The organism is Rubrimonas sp., assembly GCF_036788415.1.
Taxonomy (GTDB): Bacteria; Pseudomonadota; Alphaproteobacteria; order Rhodobacterales; family Rhodobacteraceae; genus Rubrimonas.
Map to the genome: position 1 here is coordinate 1 of NZ_DAIQNN010000179.1, position 3,631 is coordinate 3,631.

Below are 3,631 nucleotides of genomic sequence, written 5' to 3' on the forward strand. Positions count from 1 at the left end.
TCATCAACGTCTACGCCTTGCGCATCGTGCGCAAGTATCGCGAAATCTACGATTGAGGGCCGACCGATGACCGACGCGACAGCGCCCGCGCCCGCCGCCCAGGCCCCCAGCTTCGACTGGTCCGGCCCCAAGTTCAGCGCCCATCTCGCCAAGCGCAAGCGCAGCCAGCTGTGGCTGAAGGCGGGGGGCATCTTCGCCATCAGTTTCGCCTTCGCGACACTGTTCCTTCTGATCGCGTCGCTCGTCAGCACCGGCTGGCAGGCCTTCCGCCAGACCCACGCGACCATCGAGGTCTACGTGAACCCCGATCTGGTCAGCGCCGAGGACCCGTTCCGCGCCAACTGGCGGAGGGTCATGCAGGACGCCATGCAGGCGACCTTCCCCGAGATCGAAGGCGCGGCCGACCTGCGCAGGCTGAACGGCATGCTCAGCAACGGGGCCGCCTTCATCGTACGCGACCGCGTGGTGGCCAACCCGGCCCTGATCGGCCGCGAGATCATTGTGACGGTGCCGTTCTCGGACCCCTACGACCAGCTCGCCAAGGGCCTGATCGACCGCGAGACGCCGGAGGAGTTCCGCCGGCTGAAGGCGGACGAGATCGCCTGGTTCGACGACCTGCAGGCGCGCGGCCTCGTCAGCAAGCCGTTCAACTGGACCCTGTTCACCAGCGCCGACAGCCGTTTCCCCGAGCTCGCGGGCCTGCGCGGGGCGCTGCTGGGCACCTTCTGGGCGCTGCTGGTGTGCTTCGTGATCTCGTTCCCCGTCGGCATCGGCGCGGCGATCTACCTCGAGGAGTTCGCCAAGAAGGACCGCTGGAACGACATCATCGAGATCAACATCAACAACCTCGCGGCCGTGCCCTCGGTGGTGTTCGGCCTGCTGGCTCTGGCGGTGTTCCTCGGCTGGTTCGGCATGCAGCGCTCGGCCCCCTTCGTCGGCGGGCTGACGCTCGCGCTGATGACGCTTCCGACCATCATCATCGCCACCCGCGCGGCGCTGAAGGCGGTGCCGCCCTCGATCCGCGAGGCCGCGCTCGGCGTCGGGGCCTCGAAGCAGCAGGTGGTGTTCGGCCATGTGCTGCCGCTGGCGATGCCGGGCATCCTGACCGGCACCATCATCGGGCTGGCCCAGGCGCTCGGCGAGACCGCGCCCCTGCTGCTGATCGGCATGAACGCGTTCATCACCGCCGCCCCCGCCGGTCCCTTCGACACGGCGACCGCCCTGCCGACCCAGATTTTCATCTGGGCCGACAGCCCCGAGCGCGGCTTCGTCTCGCGCACCTCGGCGGCCATTCTGGTGCTGCTGGGCTTCCTGATCCTGATGAACGCCCTTGCCGTGTTCCTGCGCCGGCGCTTCGAACGCCGCTGGTGATGCCGCCCGACGCCCCCTGCCCCGCCCGTTCCTGAGGAGCCTCCCATGGCCCATGCCGAAACCACGCTGTCGCCGGGCGCCGCCACGAACGCCGCCCCGGTGAAGATGACAAACCGCGACGTCAACGTGTTCTACGGCGACACCCACGCCATCAAAGATGTCAGCATCGACATCCTCGACAAGACCGTGACCGCCTTCATCGGCCCGTCCGGGTGCGGCAAGTCGACCTTCCTGCGCTGCCTCAACCGCATGAACGACACGATCGACATCTGCCGGGTGACAGGCGACCTGCTGCTCGACAACGAGAACATCTACGCGCCGAGCATCGACCCGGTGCAGCTGCGCGCCCGGGTCGGCATGGTGTTCCAGAAGCCCAACCCGTTCCCCAAGTCGATCTACGACAATGTGGCCTACGGACCCCGGATCCACGGCCTGACCAGCAGCAAGGCGGAACTCGACCACGTCGTCGAGACGGCGCTGCGCAAGGCCGCGATCTGGAACGAGGTGAAGGACCGGCTCGACAGCCCCGGCACCGGCCTGTCGGGCGGGCAGCAGCAGCGCCTGTGCATCGCGCGCGCCATCGCCACCGCGCCCGAGGTGCTGCTGATGGACGAGCCCTGCTCGGCGCTCGACCCCATCGCCACCGCCCAGGTCGAGGATCTGATCCACGAACTGCGCGAGAATTTCGCTGTCGTGATCGTGACCCATTCGATGCAGCAGGCGGCGCGCGTCAGCCAGAAGACCGCGTTCTTCCACCTCGGCGTGCTGCCCGAATACGACGACACGGAAAAGATCTTCAGCAACCCGTCGGACAAGCGCACCCAGGATTATATCACGGGTCGCTTCGGCTGACGCAGGAGGAACCGCCGGGCAGGCGCGCCGCCAGACGCGCGCCGCCCGGTCTGCCCGGGGGCAAGAGAGAGCAGTGCCGCACATCGTCGCCGCGTTCGACACCGACCTGCAGCGGTTGCAGACCAAGATCTCCGAGATGGGCGGGCTGGCCGAGGAGCTTCTCAGCCACGCCCTCGAGTCCGTCCAGCGACGCGACGCCGACCTCGCCGCCGAGGTCGTGGCGCGCGACCGCGCGCTCGACCGCATGGAGGCCGAGCTCGAGCAACTTGCGATCCGCACCCTACTACTTCGCCAGCCCGTCGCGCAGGACCTGCGCGAGACCATCGCGGCGCTGAAGATCGCCTCGACGCTCGAGCGCATCGGCGACCTGTCGAAGAACATCTCTCGCCGGGCGCAGCTGTTGTCGCGCAACCAGCCCGTGCGGCTGGCGGCGCCGGTGGTGCGCATGGGCCGGCAGACGCTGGTGCAGCTGACCGAGGTGCTCGACGCCTACACGGCGCGCGACACCGCGATTGCCGTCTCGGTCTGGCGCCGCGACGTCGAAATCGACGAAATCTACAATTCGCTGTTCCGCGAACTCATCACCTACATGATGGAGGATCCGCGGACCATAACCATGTGCAGCCAGCTGATGTTCGTTGCAAAGAACCTCGAACGCATCGGCGACCACACCACCTTCATTGCGGAAATGGCCTACTATGTCGTCGAAGGCGAACGACTTGGAGATGATCGACCGAAGGGCGACCCGGTCGATACGATGCTCGACTTCGACGTCTGAACGGAGAACCCGGATGAGCGCGCGGATATTGGTCGTCGAGGACGAGGAGGCGCTGTGCGCCCTGCTCGACTACAACCTCAAGAAGGAGGGCTTTGCCGTCAGCCTGTGCCGCGACGGCGAGGAGGCCATCGCCACCGTCGCCGACGAGAAGCCCGACCTGCTGCTGCTCGACTGGATGCTGCCCAAGGTCTCCGGCATCGAGATCTGCCGCCAGGTCCGGGTGCGCAGCGAACTGCGCGACCTGCCCATCATCATGCTGACCGCCCGCGGCGAGGAGGACGACCGCATCCGCGGGCTCGACACCGGTGCCGACGACTACCTCACCAAGCCCTTCTCGATGACCGAGCTGCTGGCCCGGGTGCGCGCCGTGCTGCGCCGCACGCGCCCCACCCTGTCGGGCGACGTGGCCACCTTCGGCGACATCATCCTCGACCGCGAGACGCGGCGCGTGCGCCGCAGCGACCGCGAGGTGCATCTGGGGCCGACCGAGTTCCGGCTGCTCGACTGCCTGCTGCAGCGCCCGGGCCGGGTTTTCAGCCGCGAGCAACTGCTCGATCTGGTCTGGGGCCGCGACGTCTATGTCGAGGCGCGCACCGTCGACGTGCATGTCGGGCGGCTGCGCAAGGCGCT

4 protein-coding genes are annotated in these 3,631 nt (G+C 67.7%); all 4 read left to right on the forward strand.

What is annotated here, in order from left to right; genetic code table 11:
• Positions 1–66 precede the first annotated feature (66 nt).
• Entirely contained in the window at positions 67–1,371 is a 1,305-nt protein-coding gene (gene pstA / locus V7Q31_RS18030) for a phosphate ABC transporter permease PstA (protein WP_333835230.1), read from the forward strand.
• Between the two features lie 105 nt (positions 1,372–1,476).
• Complete coding sequence (gene pstB / locus V7Q31_RS18035; RefSeq protein WP_442976743.1) at positions 1,477–2,223, forward strand: phosphate ABC transporter ATP-binding protein PstB; 747 nt, start codon at positions 1,477–1,479, stop codon at positions 2,221–2,223.
• A 73-nt stretch (positions 2,224–2,296) separates the two neighbouring features.
• Positions 2,297–3,001, forward strand: a complete 705-nt coding sequence (phoU, locus tag V7Q31_RS18040; protein ID WP_333835232.1) for a phosphate signaling complex protein PhoU — start codon at positions 2,297–2,299, stop codon at positions 2,999–3,001.
• Positions 3,002–3,014: 13 nt separating this feature from the next.
• Positions 3,015–3,631, forward strand: a 617-nt coding sequence (gene phoB, locus V7Q31_RS18045) for a phosphate regulon transcriptional regulator PhoB (RefSeq protein ID WP_333835233.1), incomplete at its 3' end; no start/stop codon positions are given.

What these genes read in the sequence shown, in the direction of transcription:
- pstA (WP_333835230.1), top strand. Translation starts at nt 67, where the DNA reads ATGACCGACGCGACAGCGCCCGCGCCCGCCGCCCAGGCCCCCAGCTTC.
- pstB (WP_442976743.1), top strand. Translation starts at nt 1,477, where the DNA reads ATGACAAACCGCGACGTCAACGTGTTCTACGGCGACACCCACGCCATC.